Source organism: Streptomyces sp. NPDC050759, assembly GCF_044456945.1.
Classification (GTDB): Bacteria; Actinomycetota; Actinomycetes; order Streptomycetales; family Streptomycetaceae; genus Streptomyces.
This window is the reverse complement of sequence record NZ_JBITGI010000009.1, coordinates 363,471-378,989: the sequence shown is the minus strand read 5'-3', so window position 1 is coordinate 378,989 and position 15,519 is coordinate 363,471. Positions and strand designations below refer to the sequence as shown.

General features: G+C 69.5%; 18 protein-coding genes and 2 pseudogenes. 4 read left to right on the top strand and 16 right to left on the bottom strand.

Going from position 1 to position 15,519, the window contains the following annotated elements:
- Positions 1 to 105 precede the first annotated feature (105 nt).
- From ACIBJB_RS27260 to ACIBJB_RS27250, 3 genes are read right to left on the bottom strand one after another with little or no spacing between them, the layout of a single operon-like run.
- Positions 106 to 1,233 carry a FecCD family ABC transporter permease gene (locus ACIBJB_RS27260; RefSeq protein WP_398933974.1) on the bottom strand — a complete coding sequence of 376 codons (1,128 nt, stop codon included), beginning with the start codon at positions 1,231 to 1,233 and terminating at the stop codon, positions 106 to 108.
- Positions 1,234 to 1,277: 44 nt separating this feature from the next.
- A complete protein-coding gene (locus tag ACIBJB_RS27255) occupies positions 1,278 to 2,264 on the bottom strand; it encodes a FecCD family ABC transporter permease (RefSeq protein WP_398933972.1) in 987 nt (328 codons plus the stop codon).
- Between the two features lie 4 nt (positions 2,265 to 2,268).
- The gene (locus ACIBJB_RS27250; protein ID WP_398933970.1) at positions 2,269 to 3,321 is read right to left on the bottom strand and encodes an ABC transporter substrate-binding protein; all 1,053 of its coding nucleotides are present in this window, start codon (positions 3,319 to 3,321) and stop codon (positions 2,269 to 2,271) included.
- Positions 3,322 to 3,423: 102 nt separating this feature from the next.
- Here ACIBJB_RS27250 and ACIBJB_RS27245 point away from each other — a divergent pair, with 102 nt between their 5' ends.
- Positions 3,424 to 3,807 carry a VOC family protein gene (locus ACIBJB_RS27245; protein WP_398933968.1) on the top strand — a complete coding sequence of 128 codons (384 nt, stop codon included), beginning with the start codon at positions 3,424 to 3,426 and terminating at the stop codon, positions 3,805 to 3,807.
- 138 nt (positions 3,808 to 3,945) lie between these two features.
- On the opposite strand, the pseudogene ACIBJB_RS27240 reads toward ACIBJB_RS27245, so the two are convergent.
- Both ACIBJB_RS27240 and ACIBJB_RS27235 read right to left on the bottom strand, forming a co-directional pair.
- Positions 3,946 to 4,047 (bottom strand): annotated as a pseudogene (locus ACIBJB_RS27240) (SRPBCC domain-containing protein); the annotation flags it as partial.
- Between the two features lie 178 nt (positions 4,048 to 4,225).
- Complete coding sequence (locus ACIBJB_RS27235) at positions 4,226 to 5,146, bottom strand: DUF5829 family protein (protein WP_398934042.1); 921 nt, start codon at positions 5,144 to 5,146, stop codon at positions 4,226 to 4,228.
- 339 nt (positions 5,147 to 5,485) lie between these two features.
- Between ACIBJB_RS27235 and msrA (ACIBJB_RS27230) the strand changes: the two genes are divergently transcribed.
- Positions 5,486 to 5,998, top strand: a complete 513-nt coding sequence (gene msrA, locus ACIBJB_RS27230; RefSeq protein ID WP_057607654.1) for a peptide-methionine (S)-S-oxide reductase MsrA — start codon at positions 5,486 to 5,488, stop codon at positions 5,996 to 5,998.
- 43 nt (positions 5,999 to 6,041) lie between these two features.
- On the opposite strand, the gene ACIBJB_RS27225 is transcribed toward msrA (ACIBJB_RS27230), so the two are convergent.
- From ACIBJB_RS27225 to ACIBJB_RS27210, 4 genes are all read right to left on the bottom strand, one after another.
- Positions 6,042 to 7,046 (bottom strand): MerR family transcriptional regulator, encoded by a 1,005-nt coding sequence (locus tag ACIBJB_RS27225; protein WP_398933966.1) that lies wholly within the window; start codon positions 7,044 to 7,046, stop codon positions 6,042 to 6,044.
- 3 nt (positions 7,047 to 7,049) lie between these two features.
- Positions 7,050 to 7,715: a HEAT repeat domain-containing protein gene (locus ACIBJB_RS27220; protein ID WP_398934040.1), complete on the bottom strand. Its 666-nt coding sequence runs from the start codon at positions 7,713 to 7,715 to the stop codon at positions 7,050 to 7,052.
- Between the two features lie 77 nt (positions 7,716 to 7,792).
- Positions 7,793 to 8,386 (bottom strand): hypothetical protein, encoded by a 594-nt coding sequence (locus tag ACIBJB_RS27215; RefSeq protein WP_398933964.1) that lies wholly within the window; start codon positions 8,384 to 8,386, stop codon positions 7,793 to 7,795.
- 30 nt (positions 8,387 to 8,416) lie between these two features.
- Positions 8,417 to 9,163, bottom strand: coding sequence for an SDR family oxidoreductase (locus ACIBJB_RS27210; protein WP_398933962.1), 747 nt, complete (start codon positions 9,161 to 9,163; stop codon positions 8,417 to 8,419).
- Between the two features lie 107 nt (positions 9,164 to 9,270).
- Here ACIBJB_RS27210 and ACIBJB_RS27205 point away from each other — a divergent pair, with 107 nt between their 5' ends.
- Complete coding sequence (locus ACIBJB_RS27205) at positions 9,271 to 10,107, top strand: helix-turn-helix transcriptional regulator (protein ID WP_398933960.1); 837 nt, start codon at positions 9,271 to 9,273, stop codon at positions 10,105 to 10,107.
- Positions 10,108 to 10,302: 195 nt separating this feature from the next.
- Here ACIBJB_RS27205 and ACIBJB_RS27200 read toward each other — a convergent pair whose 3' ends face one another.
- The 3 genes from ACIBJB_RS27200 to ACIBJB_RS27190 all read right to left on the bottom strand — a co-directional run bounded on the left by ACIBJB_RS27200 (position 10,303) and on the right by ACIBJB_RS27190 (position 11,864).
- Positions 10,303 to 10,623: a hypothetical protein gene (locus ACIBJB_RS27200; protein WP_398933958.1), complete on the bottom strand. Its 321-nt coding sequence runs from the start codon at positions 10,621 to 10,623 to the stop codon at positions 10,303 to 10,305.
- Positions 10,624 to 10,644: 21 nt separating this feature from the next.
- Positions 10,645 to 10,875 (bottom strand): hypothetical protein, encoded by a 231-nt coding sequence (locus ACIBJB_RS27195; protein WP_398933956.1) that lies wholly within the window; start codon positions 10,873 to 10,875, stop codon positions 10,645 to 10,647.
- 395 nt (positions 10,876 to 11,270) lie between these two features.
- Complete coding sequence (locus ACIBJB_RS27190) at positions 11,271 to 11,864, bottom strand: DUF4291 domain-containing protein (protein WP_398933954.1); 594 nt, start codon at positions 11,862 to 11,864, stop codon at positions 11,271 to 11,273.
- Positions 11,865 to 12,020: 156 nt separating this feature from the next.
- Here ACIBJB_RS27190 and ACIBJB_RS27185 point away from each other — a divergent pair, with 156 nt between their 5' ends.
- Positions 12,021 to 12,710, top strand: a complete 690-nt coding sequence (locus ACIBJB_RS27185; RefSeq protein WP_398933952.1) for a hypothetical protein — start codon at positions 12,021 to 12,023, stop codon at positions 12,708 to 12,710.
- A 164-nt stretch (positions 12,711 to 12,874) separates the two neighbouring features.
- On the opposite strand, the gene ACIBJB_RS27180 is transcribed toward ACIBJB_RS27185, so the two are convergent.
- The 4 genes and pseudogenes from ACIBJB_RS27180 to msrA (ACIBJB_RS27165) all read right to left on the bottom strand — a co-directional run bounded on the left by ACIBJB_RS27180 (position 12,875) and on the right by msrA (ACIBJB_RS27165) (position 15,451).
- Complete coding sequence (locus ACIBJB_RS27180) at positions 12,875 to 13,093, bottom strand: hypothetical protein (RefSeq protein WP_398933950.1); 219 nt, start codon at positions 13,091 to 13,093, stop codon at positions 12,875 to 12,877.
- Between the two features lie 190 nt (positions 13,094 to 13,283).
- Positions 13,284 to 13,394: pseudogene (locus ACIBJB_RS27175) on the bottom strand (peptide-methionine (S)-S-oxide reductase); the annotation flags it as partial.
- A 21-nt stretch (positions 13,395 to 13,415) separates the two neighbouring features.
- Complete coding sequence (locus ACIBJB_RS27170; RefSeq protein WP_398933948.1) at positions 13,416 to 14,621, bottom strand: Shedu anti-phage system protein SduA domain-containing protein; 1,206 nt, start codon at positions 14,619 to 14,621, stop codon at positions 13,416 to 13,418.
- Between the two features lie 158 nt (positions 14,622 to 14,779).
- A complete protein-coding gene (msrA, locus tag ACIBJB_RS27165) occupies positions 14,780 to 15,451 on the bottom strand; it encodes a peptide-methionine (S)-S-oxide reductase MsrA (RefSeq protein ID WP_398933946.1) in 672 nt (223 codons plus the stop codon).
- Positions 15,452 to 15,519 lie beyond the last annotated feature (68 nt).

Genomic DNA, 15,519 nt, shown 5'->3' with positions numbered 1-15,519 from the left:
GGCGTGCGGCTGGCTCCGGGGGGCCTTGGGCGTACGGAGGGCCTTGGGCGTACGGCTGGCTCCGGTGGGTGGGCCTTGGTGTACGGCTCGCTCCCGGAGGGCCCTTCAGCGTACGGCCGTCCGGCGCCCCAGCAGCCACAGCAGGTACGGTCCGCCGACCAGTGAGGTCAGCGCCCCGACCGGGATCTCCAGTGGGAGCAGCAGTGTCCTCGCGGTGAGATCGGCGGCCACCAGGACGACGGCACCCGTCAGCGCCGAGCACAGCAGGGGCAGCTGGGGCGTCCGGGTCAGCCGCCGGGCCAGTTGCGGTGAGGTCAGTGCGACGAACCCGATCGGCCCCGCGGCACCGGTCGCGGTGGCGGCGAGCACCACCCCGAGCACGGTCAGCCCGAGCCGCACCCGGTCCACCCGCACGCCCAGCGCGGCGGCGGTGTCCGCGTCGAGCCCGAGCGGCCGTGCGGCCCTGCTCGCCCATGCCAGCGCGGGCAGACACACCAGGAGTACGACGCCGAGGGGCCCCGCCTGTGCCCAGCCCCGCCCGTTGAGGCTCCCGGTCAGCCACAGCTTGACCTGCTCGGCGGCCTCGAGTTCGGAGTCGGTGAGATACAGCTGCACGACGGCGGACAGGGCGACCCCGATCCCCACCCCGACGAGCACGAACCGGCCGGTCTGCATACCGCGCCGCCAGGCGAGCACGTACACGAGGGCGGCGGCGCCAAGTCCGCCCCCCACCGAGACGAGGGGCATGGCCCCGGGTGAGGAGACGACCCCGGTGGCAAGGGCGAGCACGGTCGCGGCGGCCGCCCCGTGCCCCACGCCGATCACGTCGGGGCTGGCCAGCGGATTCCGGGTGACGGTCTGCACGAGCGCCCCGGACAGCCCGAAGGCCGCCCCGACGAGAGCGCCGAGCACGATCCGGGGGACGCGGAGTTCGTTGACGACCAGGTCGTGGGGGCCGGACCCGGTGCGGACAGTGCGCCAGACCTCGGCGGGGGAGATGTACGTCTGGCCGAGTGAGGTGGAGGCGGCCATGACGACGACGAGGAGGACGAGCAGTACCAGGGCGACGAGGACGGACCGACGGTGGATGAGGAGCGACAACCGGGGATGGGGGCGCAGCACGATGGTTCGGCTACGGGCCGGTGGAGACTGGTCGCGCCCCGCGGCGAAGCCGCCGTAGGGGCGCGGGGAACTGCGCGACCAGCCACGCCGCTCCCGCAGCCGCGAAGCCACCCGGCCAGGCACCTCCCTGGGCGCGGCAGCACCCCGGGCACCTCTCATGAGACGGCCCCCCGACGCCGTACGAGAACCACCAGCACAGGCACCCCCACCAGCGCGGTCATCACGCCGGCAGGCACCTCCGCGGGAGCCCGCACGACCCGTCCCACCACATCCGCCCCCACCAGCAATGCGGCCCCGAGCAACGCCGACAGCGGCAGCACCGCCCGGTGCCCGCCCGACACGAGCCGCCTGGCCAGATGCGGCACCGCGAGTCCCACGAACGCGATCGGTCCCGCCGCGGCCACCGCCGCCGCGGTCAGCAGCGCCGCCCCCAGCGCGGCGGCGCCCCGCACCCACGAGACCCGATGCCCGAGCGCCCGAGCCGTCTCGTCGCCCAGCGCCAACGCGTCCAGCCCCCGCGCGCACCCCAGCACCAGCACGGCCCCGACGACGAGAAACGGCAGTATCCGTACGACCGTCCCCGCGTCCCGTCCGCTCAACGCCCCCACCTGCCAGAACCGGAACTGGTCGAGGGTCGCCGAACTCGACGTCAGGACAACGGTCGTGCCCCCGGCGGTCATCGCCGACAACGCCGTCCCCGCGAGCGCCAGCTTCACCGGCGACGCCCCGCCCCGTCCCCGGGCCGCGATCCCGTAGACGAGGCAGGCCGCGAGGACGGCACCGGCGAAGGCGTACCAGACATACCCGGAGAACCCGTTCGCGAGCCCGAGCCCGATGGCGATCACGACCCCCGCCGCGGCCCCCTGACTCAGCCCGAGGATCCCGGGATCGGCGAGCGGATTGCGCGTCACGGCCTGCAGCGCGGCCCCCGCGACTCCCAGCGCCGCTCCCGCCGTCAGCCCGATCTCGGTCCGCGGCACCCGCAGCGACCGTACGACGAGCGCGTCCGGCGACCCGCCGCCGTGCAGCAGGGCGTCCACGACGGCGGACAGCGGCACCGCCCGGGTCCCGACCGCGAGGCTGAGCACCCCGGCGCAGGCCACCGCGAGGACGGCCGCGGGCCAGGCGAGACGACGTATCACGCGACTACTTGCCGATGGCGTCGGCGAGTTGGGAGATGACGAGCCGCGCGGCCGATGGCCCGGCGTTGAGGTACCAGGGGTCGTCGTCGACCTTCACGGCCTGCCCGGCCGTCACCGCCTTCATCGACTTCCACAGCGGCCCGGCCACGCCGCTCCCGGCGTCCGTCTTCGACGCGTCCCCCTGCACGGAGTAGAAGATCCAGTCCCCGTCGGCGGTGTCGATGCTCTCCGCGCCGATGTCCTCCGAGATGGCGTTGAACTGCTGGGACCTGGGCCGGGAGAGCCCCATGTCGACGGCGATGGACCCGGTGAACGAGGACACGCCGAACATCCGGGTGCGGTCGGGAGTGAAGCGGATCATGGAGACGGCCGGGTCGCCCTCGATCCGCTGCCCCTTCGCCCGGGCGTCGGCGACGATGTCCTCCAGCAGCTTCCGCGCCGCCTCGCCCTTGCCCACCGCGTCGCCGACGAGCAGCAGGTCACGCTTCCAGTTGATGCCGTTGCCGGCGGTGATCACGGTGGGCGCGATCTTCGACAGCTTGGGGTAGAGGTCGCCGAGGGAGTCGTTGGCGAGGATGAGGTCGGGCTCGGCGGCGGCGAGGGTCTCCAGGTTGGGGGCCTGCCGGGTGCCCGCGTCGGTCATGCCGGCGAGCCGCTTCTTGTCCGTGGGAAAGGCGTCCGCGAGATAGCCGGGCACGAGCCCGGCGTTGTCGGCGCGGGTGGTGGCCGTGGGGACGACCCCCAGGGACAGCAGGTCGTCGAGCTGCCCGGTGCTGAGTACGGCGATCCTCTTCGGCCGGGCCTCGACGGTGGTCCTGCCCTCGAAGTGCGTGACCGTGCGCGGGAAGGTCCCGTCGGTGTCCTGGTCGGAACCCATGCCGTCGGCGAGGGTACTCGGTGCGGCGGAGGGGCCTTCGGACCCGCCCAGCACGGGGTTGCGGTCACCGGCGGCCTTCTCGGCGGTCCCGTTCGTCCCCGAGGAGGACGACGAGCAGCCGGCGAGCAGCCCCCCGACGACGGTCGCGGCCACGACGGCCTTCACTGCTGCTGCACGCACGGCTGCTCCGGGGAAGTACGGGGGAGTTGAGGTTCGCGAGGTTCGCTAAGGCAAGGCTTACCTTAACCTGGCCCGGAGTAAGGTCTGAACGAGGAGGTAGCGATGACCGTTCAGCTGAACCACACCATCGTCGCCGCACACGACAAGCACGCCTCGGCCCGCTTCCTGGCCGACATCCTGGGCCTGAGCGTGAGCCCGCAGTACGGCCCCTTCATCCCGGTCGGGATCCCCAACGGCGTGACCCTCGACTACATGGACACGAGCGACGAGATCACCCCCCAGCACTACGCGTTCCTCGTCACCGAGGACGACTTCGACACGATCTTCGCCCGGATCCGGGAAGCGGGGCTGACCTACTGGGCCGACCCCTTCCACCACCGCCCGGGCGAGATCAACCGCAACGACGGCGGCCGGGGCGTGTACTTCGACGATCCGAACGGCCACCGTCTGGAGATCCTGACGAGGCCGTACGGCAGCGGGGGCTGACGTTCCCCGAGGGGCACGGGCGTGCCGACGGGCCGTGTCGGCTTTCTGAACGGGGTTCAGGTAGTCCTGCTCTGCGAGTCCCATGGACATGACCGCGGGTGCGGGTTTGCCGGGTAGCTCCATGCCGACCACCAGAACGCGGTTCTCGTCGACCTCGGGACAGGAGCCGGTCAGCGGGAAGCGTCCGCCGTCGGGCGTGACCATCGTGGCCTTCCACGCACTGCCCGGCCGTACGTCCATCCCGACGGAGCCGGGAGCGGCGCAGGCCCACTGTGCGTACTGGTCTGGTCGGCGGTGGTCCACGCCCGCCACACCCGCGCCGCGGCCTTTGGTCCGGAGGCGCACCCAGCGCTCCGGAACCGCTCGAGAGGTCTCGGGTGCGCCCCGCGTCGGGGGCGCACCCGCTGTCCTCCGCTGTCTACCGAGTGCCGTTGCCGGCGAACGTCCACACGGCACGGCTGCCGGGGCCGACAGTGAGGGTCGAGTGGCCGATCTGCTCCACATGCCGGTCCTTCACGGGCCGGTTGAGCGACATCTCGACCCGCTGCAACCCCGCCTGTTCGCGCGGGACGGCGTCGAACCGGATCGTGGTGCCGCCCCCCGTCGCGACGACGCCACCGCCGGGCACGTTCTTGACGGCGAACCCGCCGGCCCGCAACAGCGGCACGTTGTCGGCGAGGTCGTTCTCGGTGACCGCGAAGTGGACGTAGGTCACGTCACGCATCAGGTGCGTGCGGTAGTCGTCGGACAGGTAGCGCTCCCGGCCGACGTCACCAGGGAAGCTCGCGGGCTCGGTGTTGCCGCGAGGGTCGGCGAAGTACTCCGGCCGGTACTCCATCGCCCAGGCCTGGAAGGCGTCGTACTCGGTGGTGGGAAGGATGGCGTCGAACCACGGCACGGGCACACCGTCACCGAAGTCCCGGGTCTGGAGGAACGAGACGGGGTCGGCGCCCCCCTCGCTCTTCAGCCGCTCGGTGACCGTCGCCAGATCTCCGTCCCGTTCGGTCGACAGGCCGAGGCCGCCGGCGCCGAGGGCGCCGTCCGGGCCGGCGAGGTCACCGACTCCGAACAGTTCCAGGTAGGTCTCCCGGCCCATCAGGTAGCGGCCGGTCCAGGTCTGTCCGCCGCTGCCGGTCGTGGTGCGGACCTGGAAGTTGGCGAAGTCCCTCAGGTAGTCGGAGTGTTCGATGGCGTCGGCGGTCTCCCGGTCGAGCACCCCGTAGGAGTGGTTGTAGAACAGCAACTGCCGGTCGGACGAGGACCGGCTCCCCTCGGCCTGTGCCGTCCCCACAGCGCCCCCGACCGCTCCGGCGAGGGCCACAGCGAGCACGACGATCATCCGTAATATCCGCTGAATCAGCATGCGGGCGATCGTAGGGCGGGCCGGTCGCGGCCGCGGTTCTTTTTCAACGAGGTCGAAATGCTTGACACATGGCGCTCGACGAGGTGTCTCAGGGCGCCGCCCCCGACGGCCGCGCCGCGGGAGCCCGCCGAGGAAGGCACCCGGAGAGTACCTCCAGGTGCCGCCCGTCGCCGTCGCCGTCGCCGAGGGCGAGGTCGGTCGGGTGGTCCGGAATCGTCCGGGACCCTCGTGCGTTGAGGAGGGTGGGCACAGAATGCCGGTGACGTGCGAGCAGAGTCGCCCGACTGACCGAGCCGACAGAATGGGAGGGCCGTAATGGCCACGCAGACACAGAGGGCCGTGTTGGCGGGCGGATGTTTCTGGGGCATGGAGGAACTGATCCGCCGGCTTCCGGGCGTCACGGCGACCAGGGTGGGATACACCGGCGGTGACGTGCCGAACGCGACGTACCGCAACCACGGCACGCACGCGGAGGCCATCGAGATCCTCTTCGACCCCGAGAAGACCGACTTCCGCACGCTCCTGGAGTTCTTCTTCCAGATCCACGACCCGAGCACCAAGAACCGCCAGGGCAACGACATCGGCCTCAGCTACCGCTCGGCGATCTACTACGTCGACGACGAGCAGAAGCGGATCGCCGAGGACACGATCGCTGACGTCGACGCCTCCGGTCTGTGGCCGGGCAAGGTCGTCACCGAGGTGGAGCCGGTGGGCCCCTTCTGGGAGGCCGAGCCCGAGCACCAGGACTACCTCCAGCGTTACCCGGACGGCTACACCTGCCACTTCCCGCGACCGGGATGGCGGCTGCCCGCCCGCGCGGAGGGCTGACCGCGAGACGCCCCGCAGGCCTGCTCCGCTGCCGTGAGACCCCTCAGCGTGCCTCGCGGAGCCGGAGAAGATACGTCGCGGTCAGCGCGACGGCCCGGTCCCCGTCGTACGACAACTCCACGAGCGCGCGTTCGGCCGTGGCTCCGGGGATGTCCGCCAGCGCCTGGGTCAGCCGGGCGCGGGCGGGCGCCCCGGCGGTGTCGTGGGCGAGGCGGTCGACGAGCCCGGTGGCGATCCGATCCGCGGTCGCGGTGTCGCTCGCCAGCATGCTCAGCGCGTCGGCCGCGTCGGTGTCGTTCGGCCCCGCCACGATCATGTCGATGAGCGCCGGGACGGCATCGGCCACGCCACGCGTCCCGAGCGCCAGCGCCGCCTGGCCGCGGACCACGGCATCGGGGTCCCCGAGAGCCTCCCGCAGCCCGGCGGTGGACTCCTCACCCGGTATCTCGGCGAGGGAACGGACGGCACGTTCCCGTACCGCGGCCGACGGTGAGCCCAGGCCCTCCGCCAGCAGTGCCGCGCTGCCGTCGCCCGATCGCGCCAGCGCCCACCGAAGTGCTCCGGCGACGTTCGCATCCGTCTCCCTGAGGACCGCCTCGACGAGGGCCTCCACCGGCACGCGGATCTCGTCGCCCGAGGACAGCGCGGCACGCTGGCGGGCGGCGGCGCTCTTGGACCCCAGCGCCCGAAGCATCACGACGACCTGGAGTACGTCCGCCCAGTCGGCGGGTTCCGCGGCATCGATCCGGCGCAGCCGCGTCAGCAGCTCGGTCTCGGCCGCGATGCGTTCGCGCGTCTGACGGATGAGGTCGTCGACGAGCGCCGAAGGGGTGAATCCGGGATCGTCGAGCGCGCGCCCGATCTCACGCAGCGACAGTCCCAGCGACCTCAGGCTCTCGATGTGGAAGATCCGCCGGATGTCGTCGCCGGAGTACTCCCGATAACCGGAACCCGTACGACCCGAAGGGCGCAGCAGGCCGAGCGACTCGTAGTGCCTGAGCATGCGGGCACTGACCCCGGACCGTCGCGCCACCTCACCGATCAACACGCCCTATCGTCCCTCCTGGCCGTCCCCGCCGAGGGCGACTACGCGCTTCGCCTCCTCGATCGCGAACTCGAACCCGGCATCGGGGTCGCGCAGCAGCCGTTCCGTGGCGAGTGCGTGTGTGCGCACATGGCGGTCAGGGGCCGTCGTCGCGGCGCCCAGAACCGGCAGCACGACCTCACCCAGCGCGACCAGCGCCCTGCTGAGACTCAGCTGCGTCTCCCGCTCGCCACGGCCCAGCTGCGTCGCCAGTACCGTGGCCAACCCGGACTCCTCGCCCTCCGGCACCAGCACCACCGCGGTCCGCCAGGCACTGCGCGCCACCTCGTCGTCGCCGTCGGACAGGAGCGCCCTGGTGATCGCCGGCCACGCCCGCCGGTCCCCGATCTTGGACAGCGTGTGCAACGCCTGGCTCCGCGCCTGCGCACGCTCCGAGCCGACTTCGCGGAGCAGCGCGGGGAGCGTCACGGACACCGGGTGCCGGGTGAGGGCCCAGGTGAGCATGTCCCGGACGAAGAACTCGGGCTCGACCGCGCACCGCTCGACGAGCGTGTCGACGAACCGCGGATCCGGCGCCGTACCGACCGCGAGGGCCGCCCGCAGCCGCACGGACGAACGACCGTCCTGCAGCCCTTGGAGCGCCCGCATCACCCGAGCGTCCTGTTCCGTCATGGTCACCGAGACCACCTCCTCGGCAAGCAGTGAAGGCCTTGTCACGGTGTCAAGGTCAAACGGGCACCGAACGCGGATTACGGACGCGGCGGGCGTCTCCACAGGGTCACGTCGCTGCTCGTCGCCACGGCGAGGGTACGGCCGGAGGGGGAGAAGCCGACGGCCCGGAGTTCGGAGTAGTGCGAGTGGAAGACGTGCCACCACCGCTCGCCGTGCGGACCAGGGTGGGGCATGCCGCTGCCGCGGGAGAGCAGGACACGGTCGTTGGGCCAGTCCGGCGAGACGACCTCCACGTGCCAGCCGTCGGCGGTGGTGGAGTGGAGCCCACCGCCGCACAGCCCGGCGATGTGCACCCTGCTGCCGGCGACCGGTCCGAGGCCCGGGCAGGTCAGATCCGCTGCCGCATCCGGCGTGCCGGTCTCGGGATCGGGGTCCGGGTCGCGGGCGATCCTCTCGCCGGTGACGGCGTCGAAGAGACCGTGACCGGCGGTCGAGACGACCATCAGCAGGTCGTTGCCGCTGTCGGGGTGCGTGGCGAACCCGATACCGAGCAGCCCTCCGACGGCCGCGCACGGCTCGAACACCGGCTGCCAGGGAGTAGGCGCGGGAAGCACCGGGACCGACGACAGCCTGTCCCGCAAGTCCCGCTGGTAGGGGGAGAGTTCCGTCATCCCGCCATGATGCCCTCCGACGGGTCGTGATCAGGCCTGTGCGGTGGGCCGTACGACGATCTCGCTCACGTCGACCGTCCCGGGCTGCTCGACCGCGAACGCGATGGCCCGGGCGATCGCGTCGGGAGGGATCGCGATCTCGTCCCGCATCTTCGTGATCTCCGCCCTGACCCGGCTGTTGGAGGACGCCTCGGCGAACTCGGTCGCGATGGGGCCGGGCGAGACGGTGGTCACCCGCACGGACTCGCCGGCCTCCTGGCGCAGCCCCTCGCAGATGGCCCGGACCGCGAACTTCGTACCGGCGTAGACAGCCATGGTCGGGACGACACGGAAAGCGGCCGTGGACGCGACGGTGATGAAGTGACCGCTGCCCTGCGCGCGGAAGACGGGCAGCGCGGCACCGATCCCGTGCAGCACACCCTTCACATTGACGTCGACCATGTGGTCCCACTCCTCGACGCGCAGATCGTCGAGGGGCGAGATGGTGCCGACCCCGGCGTTGCCGACGAGGACGTCGAGCCGGCCGAAGGACTCACGGGCCAGCGCGACGAGGGCGTGCAGGTCGTCCTGTCGGGTCACGTCGGTGCGGATCTGTACGGCCGTACCGCCCGCCTTCTCGATCCGGGCCACCAGGTCCGTCAGCCGTTCGGTCCGACGGGCGCCGAGAACGAGCCGCGCCCCCCGTTCGGCGAGCAGGAGGGCGGTCGCCTCGCCGATGCCGCCGCTCGCTCCGGTGATGGCCACGACTTTGCCGTGGATTCCTTGGGTCTCGGTCATGGTGCGGTCCTCTCGGGGTGTGAGGTCTGAGCTCTCACCTCAGTCTTGAGGAGGATTAACCTGGTATCCAGAGCCTGCTTATCCTGGAATCAGAGGTGCCACACGTCATGCCCGAGCAGCCCGACCGTCGCCACCAACTGGGCGGCTTCCTGCGCAGCCGCAGGGAACGCCTCACGCCCGACGAGGTCGGCCTGCCCCGCACCGGCCGCCGCCGGACGCCGGGCCTGCGCCGGGAGGAACTGGCCCTGCTGGCCGGGATGAGTGCCACTTGGTACACGTACCTGGAGCAGGGGCGGGACATCCGCCCTTCCGAACAGGTGCTGAACGCACTCGCGGCCGCCCTGCGGCTCGATGCGCACGAGCGTGATCACCTGTTCCACCTCGCCGGGCACGGCCCGGCGACACCCGGGCCCGAGGAACCCGAGGCGCTCACCAGGGAAGCGGCCGCGGTCCCTCACCTGCTCCAGCCGAACCCGGCGTACGTCATCGCCGGCAACTACGACGTCCTGAGCCACAACCAGGCGGCCGAAGAGCTCTTCCCGGGCCTCGTCGACGACACCAGACGCCCGCCCAACTTCGTTCGCTGGGTCTTCCTGGAGCCGGTCGCCCGGTCCGTCGTCATCGACTGGGAACCCGAGGCCCGCGGCCTCCTTGCCCGCCTCCGCACCCTGTCCAGCCGCCACCCCGACGACCCCCGCTACGCCCGCCTGGTCCGCGAACTGCACGAAGGCAGCCCCGAAGTAAGGGCCTGGTGGCCCCAGTACGACATCCAGCCCCGCCACAGCGGCCGCAAACGCCTGCACCACCCACTGCACGGCCCGACCGAGTACGCGTACACCGCGTTCCACCTGGCCGAAACACCGGAACAGACACTCGTGGTCTATGCCGACAGCGCCGCCACCGAAGGCTCGGACGGCGGACCGCGCCGCGCACGACGCGGATGATCACCGGAAGGCAGCGCATCGAGCGTCAGGGCGACGCTCGGAGGAGGTGAGATTGATCAGGCGGGATTTCTGGTCGCGGGTCAGGAGCCCCGAGCGGGCGCACGCTCGGAGCCGCAGCCCGTCACGAGGCGGAGCACAGCCGAGCGCCGGACGCGGCAGCGGCGCCAGGCCAGTGAGATTCGACGCTCTGAACGGTCAGTCGAACGCCACGACCAGGCAGGCGCCGTCATCACCGAAGCGGTTTGCCCGCGCCTTCATCACGGCGAAGACATGGGGCCAGTGTGTTTCAGGTCCAAGCACGGCGCGGGCGGTCAACGGCTCGTATGCGCACATCACTTCGCCGTTGCTCCACTCCAGGCGTCCCGTCGCACTGTGCAAGGGAATCCCGGCGATCGGTGACGAATAAGCGGCCAGGTAGAAGTAGTGCTCTGCCGGGAACGGTTCGAGGGTCGGCTGGTCCGGCGATGGCGACCTGCGTGGCTCGCCGGCCGAGGTCAGGGGCGCTGTACTCGACACCGGACCCGCTGACTGCACTGTTCAGCGGACGACTACGCCCGGGATGAGGGCGACGAGGGCGGACACGACGCTGGCCAGGCCCGACAGCGTGACAATGGTGGCCTTCCCGTCCGAGAAGAGGCCCGAGAAGAACTCTCGAAGCTGACGGCGGAGGAAGAGCATCTTCAGCTTCTGCCAGCGGTGTTGTCGAATGTGGCAGCCCAGAAGAAGGCCGGACGCGTTGTTCCGACAACCGTCGTCCCGTCCGCGCACCGGAGCACCACACGTCACAGGGGCTTGGAAGAAGCACCATGCTGCCGTGGCGACCGAGAGGACGACTACTACCACCGGTCCTGCGGCGGAGTTGATCCATGCAGCTATCAACAGGAGCCCGGCCAGGACTCCCCACCACTGGCCAAGCCCACCAAGCCCTTTTGCTCTTGCCCCCGAAGTTGCCATGGAGGGGACTTGTCGCTCGGCCGCCGCGGTCATGCCAGACCGCCCTTGCAATGGCCTGATGGCTGCGTAAGTAGGCGTGTTCCTGTACGAGTCAGCTGAACTGGGGTGGCGCAGCACGGTAGCTCAGAGGGCCGTTACGTCGCCGTGGGCGCCGGTGCGGGCCTGATGCCCGTCGGGCGCGACGCTCCCCAGTCGGCTGAGCCGGGTGGTCACCCCAGGAGGTGGGCAAGCAACTCGTCTCCAGCGGGATAAGGGCGTTCCTGGGGCAGCAGTCGCGTGGCGGCGGGCAAGTCGTCTCCGCTGACGAGGGCACGGATCTCGTGGGCGAGCGGGGTCACGTCGCGGATGGCGACCGTCCACTCGTCCGCGAAGAGTCGTACAGCTTCACCGGAGAGACCCAGTTGCAACGACCGATACCGCAGGGGCTGGAGGCGCAGGTCCCGCTCCGGGTCCCACTGCACGCGAGCGGGCGCCCGCTTCAGCTGATGCTGCCAGGTGGCTCGGTCGGCGTGCACTCCGCGGACGTAGCTCGACAGACACGCGTTGCGCAGCGCCCACTCGAAGCCGTCGCGGGTGATCTCAACAGCGAGGACAGTCTCCTGCCCGGCTTTCGCGCCCCAGCCGCAGCGGTACATCATCCACAGGAACGACGGCTTGATCCACGTCATTCTGTCCCGCTTCCACACAGCGGGAAAACGGCCGTCGCGGACGGCGGGCAGCCCGATGTCCGGAGAGTATGCCTGGTAGACGGTGATCGTGGATTCCGAGTAGGCCGCACGGATCCGATGTTGCGGTTCTTCCATGGCGTACAGCGTGTGGTCGGTCGGTTCAGTCGGCCACAGATTTTCGACCGCCGTTCGCTGCGGCGAGAACCCCGGCCGCAGGACCCTGGCGGGTGCCGGCGGTGACGCCGCTGCTTGATGGTTCAGCCGCGGAACCACTTAAATGTCGTTGTGGTCATGGCATGGATGGACGGCAGCAGGACTGTCGCCGGACGCACCTCACTCGGCGACGTCATCGCGCATTTGGGCAGGCACAGACCAGTCTTCCACTCCGAAGCCGATCTCCAACACAGCTTCGCGCGGGCCCTTTGGGAACTGTCGCCGGACGTGCACTCCAGGCTGGAGGTACCGCAGCAGGCAGGGGGCAGCGCCGAACACCTGGACCTCCTGTGCATCGGCCCGTCGACTCGCACCGCGATCGAGTTCAAGTACTTCACCCGGAGATGGAGGGGCACGGTGGGTGCGCCCACCGAGGACTACGCCCTGAAAGGGCATGCCGCCGCAGATCTCGCTCGTCTGCACTTCGTGCGGGACATAGCCAGGCTGGAGCGCTTCTGCCGCCGGTCCGACCAGAACGGTCTTGCCATCATGCTGACCAATGACCCATCCCTATGGACTCCGCCCGGTATCGGCCGCGGACAGACTCGGGATCGAGACTTCCGGATCCACCAGGGACGTGAGCTTGTCGGCACGCTCCTGTGGGCGGAGGGCGCCCACAAGCCGAACACCTGCACTTTGCGAGGCGCATATCCGCTCGATTGGAAGCCCTACTCCGAATTGGATGGAGCGGGAGGAGAGTTCCGGTATCTCGCCGTGTCCGTCGGGCCGTCGCCGGAAGAGACCGACGACGGGCCCTCACAGGTATAGCGCGGGTGACCCCGAACTACTGAGAAGTGCACCGGTCAATACCCTCATGGCATGACGTCAGTCGTTTCGGGAGCCCGGCGTGCCCACGGGCTACGAAAGCACGATCGCTGCGGAACGTGGTGCTCGGTCTGACGGGTGAGTCGCCGGGGGCTCGCGGCTCGCGATCACTCCCGGAAATGGGGCGCGTAGTCGCGGAAGATGCTCACCGTCTCGGTGATCACCGCAGACGGACATCGGCAAGCGATCAACCATCCGAAGTGAGGGCTTGGCCACGCCGTGATCGGTTCGTCGGTGACCGAGTAGATCTCCAGGAGCGACAGGTAGCCGTCCTCGGAGCAGACCATGACACCGGCTGAGTGCGGGGTGGTGTAGCCGGCGTCCACAGCCGGATTTTCGTACGGCGGCGCAGGAGGAACCGCTGTACGGTCCACCTCCAGATCGACCGTCGCGCAGCCGCACCCACATTGGCCCGACACGCGTGTGTGGGGTACCTGGGCCAGCGGGGCGCGGCTGACCGGATCCGTGCCGGCCGGTAGCACCCGCAGGGTCGCTGTGACCTCCGGTGACAGTGGCTCAGCCATCATCCTTGACCACGCCGATCGGGCAAGAGACCCCGGTCCCACCGATCCCGCAGTAGCCCGCCGGGTTCTTGTCGAGGTACTGCTGGTGCTTCAGTTCTAGTGGGCATTGCAAGGCCGACGCGTCCTACCGCCAGCCGCTCAGTGCACGCTCTGCGTTATCTACCAATTCCTTGTAGGTGACGGCCTCCACTCGGCTCATGTGCGTGTTGAGCGTGCGCAAGGCTTCATTGATGTCTTCCTCGGCCACATCCGGCTGCACCGATGGGTGTCCGATCAGAACTAGGGCGCTTGCCCGGCGAGTCTCGATGCCCAGTTCGTCTCGAATCCGGATTCGATGTTCGTCCAAGCCGACCAAGTAGTTCACCGCTTGACTCATAGCGTCGTGCACCTCCGCCGTCGGCACCCAACACCCTCTGTGTCTCTTGACCAGGGAGCCGTGGAGGCTCATAGAGCGCTTCAACTCAACGATGTGTAGTGCGCCGTCCCCACGTATCAGCGGGATGTCGATTTCGTCTCCGGGGACCAATCTTCGCCTGATTGCTTGGCTTGCGAATTGTCCGCCGAAGATCCAGTACTGACCGTCCAGCGCACGCTGCAGATCTCTCTCGTTCGCTTCGGGATCTTCTACTGCCATGCGCAGTACTTTGAGGCCCCGCCGACGGCGTTGAACCTCCGCGGCTCTCAGAAGAAGTTGCCCCTCTCTGTCCGCTGCCAAGACTGCGAGAGAGTCGGGGGACATCACGATGCGGCGGGCAGTGCCTTCCGGATCTTCCACGTCCACCCGCTCATGGAAGACCTGCTCAAGCCACGCGGCTACCTCGGCGCTGCCGCGAAGGATCCGATAGCGGCCAGGCCGCTCCTGCGACTGCTGCATGTAACGTGCGTCCAGGGCAATGGCTTCCACATGGGTGAGCAGCTCGCTCGGGCTTGCGCCCGGATGTTGCTGGAGGTACTGGTCGCCGAGTTGCATGAAGTAGGCCAGACTCGCAGAGAGCGTTCGTGCCAGATAGTCCTGATGCGAGCTCAGCGGTTCTGTCGACAGTTGAAAGAGCCGGTATCGCTCTTCGAAGTCTGGCCGGAGGATTCGTCCTTCCGCGTAGTCCAAGGAGTCTTGTATCAGTCGCACGACTTGCCATTCGTCTACCGCTGCTGCGGTTGAGCGCACGTCCTTCAGCAGGGTGACGAGCGCCCGGCCTCCCCTGTAGGAGCTTCTGCCGCTGGTCATGTGCTTGACGACCGCTGCAAGTGCGTCCTTGACCTTGGAATCGACGGCATGCCCGGCGACATGCTTCAGTTGCAGTTTCAGCGCAAAGTCAGATCTCACATCCACAGGCACGATTCTGGTGCCTGGCACTGACAACTGCCGTAGGGTTTCAAATCGCCAGGTCGACGGTCACACGGCCGCAGTTGCACCGGCCCGATACCTGTGACCGCCCTCTGGGACGCGCAAGGCATCTGAGCGATGCCGACATATTGGGTGGCAGGGCCTCAGCCATCCGCCTTGGCCACGCCGATCGGGCACGACACTCCGGTCCCGCCTAACCCGCAGTATCCATCAGGGTTTTTGCTGCTCGAAAGGTACTGCTGGTGGTACCCCTCCGCCGGATAGAAGGGCCGGCCCTTCGCGGGGAGGATCTCCGTGGAGATCCTGCCGTGGCCCGAGGACGTGAGGGCCTGCTGGTAGGCGGCTCGGGAGGCCTCGGCCATGGCTGCCTGCCCGGGAGTGTGGGTGTAGATCGCCGAGCGGTACTGGGTGCCGACGTCGTTGCCCTGGCGGAAGCCCTGCGTCGGGTCGTGGGCCTCCCAGAAGGTCTTCAGGAGGCGCTCGTACGACAGGAGGGCGGGGTCGAAGACCACGCGGACCGCCTCCGTGTGGCCGGTGAGACCCGAGCAGACCTCTTCGTACGTGGGGTTCTCCGTGTGACCGCCCTGGTAGCCGACCAGGGTCGTCCACACTCCCACCGGGAGCTGCCAGAACGTGCGCTCGGCGCCCCAGAAGCAGCCCAGGCCGAAGTCGGCGATCTGGTAGCCCTCGGGGTAGGGGCCGAGCAGCGGGGTGCGGAGGACGGTGTGGCGGGCGGGGACGCTGAATATCGGCTCGGGACGGCCCTCCAGCGCCTGCTCCGGGATGGGTAGGACGGGCGTATGGCCGAACAGCATGGCGTGGGCTCCTTCGTTCGTGCGCGTCGCACGGACATGCGGGTCGGCATCGAGAACGGTTCTGTGCG